The sequence below is a fragment of the Paraburkholderia sp. RL17-347-BIC-D genome, from assembly GCF_046027915.1.
GTDB lineage: Bacteria > Pseudomonadota > Gammaproteobacteria > Burkholderiales > Burkholderiaceae > Paraburkholderia.
This window is the reverse complement of record NZ_JARESS010000210.1, coordinates 1-800: the sequence shown is the minus strand read 5'-3', so window position 1 is coordinate 800 and position 800 is coordinate 1. Positions and strand designations below refer to the sequence as shown.

Annotated in this window: 1 protein-coding gene and 1 pseudogene; both read right to left on the bottom strand. The window is 61.8% G+C overall.

Going from position 1 to position 800, the window contains the following annotated elements:
* Positions 1-435: pseudogene (locus tag P0D96_RS48200) on the bottom strand (heavy metal sensor histidine kinase); the annotation flags it as partial.
* On the bottom strand, positions 435-800 hold a 366-nt coding region (locus P0D96_RS48195; RefSeq protein WP_408321406.1), incomplete at its 5' end, for a winged helix-turn-helix domain-containing protein. The pseudogene P0D96_RS48200 and the gene P0D96_RS48195, both read right to left, overlap by 1 nt.

Here is an 800-nt window from a genome sequence, read left to right as displayed (position 1 = left end):
GGCCTCGATAATCCGTGTCGAAGCCGGAATGCGCCTGAGCGGCGGCAGCGCGGAGATGACCATCACTCCGCTCGTCGCGCTCGTTTCGCGTGTCGTATCAGCCTTATTTTCTGCGTAAGGCGCAGCGAACGTCGCCGCGATATTGTGTTCGACCACCCGGTTGCCGTCAGGACCAAAAACCGCCATCGACATCGCTTCATTGCCGAGCACCGTGCTGGTCAGGCGATCGCCGTGCTCGCGAATGCCTTTTACCGTATCAAGTTCCTGGGCGAGGCGGCGTGCGTGGCGCGCGGCAAGCACAATCTCTAGATTGTCCTGCGCCTTGATCTGCTTTTCGAGCGCGACATACAGAAAGCTGCCGACGAGCACGAAAACTGCCAGCGTCGTCGCGCCGAACGCCAGCGCAAGCGCCGCGGCAAGCGAACGGCCGCGCATCAAGCGATGTCCTTCAGTTCGAGCACATAGCCCACGCTGCGCACGGTGTGGATCAGCTTGACGGGAAAGTTGTCGTCGATCTTGGTGCGCAAGCGGCGGATCGCCACTTCGACCACATTGGTGTCGCTGTCGAAATTCATGTCCCACACATACGATGCGATCTGCGTGCGGCTCAGCACTTCACCCTGACGGCGCGCGAGCAGTTGCAACAGCGAGAATTCGCGCGGCGTGAGATCGATGCGCATGCCGCCACGCTTTACGCGCCGGCGGTTCACATCCATTTCCAGATCGCCCACCTTGATCAGTTCGCTTTCGCGTGGCGGGCCGCGGCGCGCCAACGTGCGCACGCGCGCCAGCAATTCGAT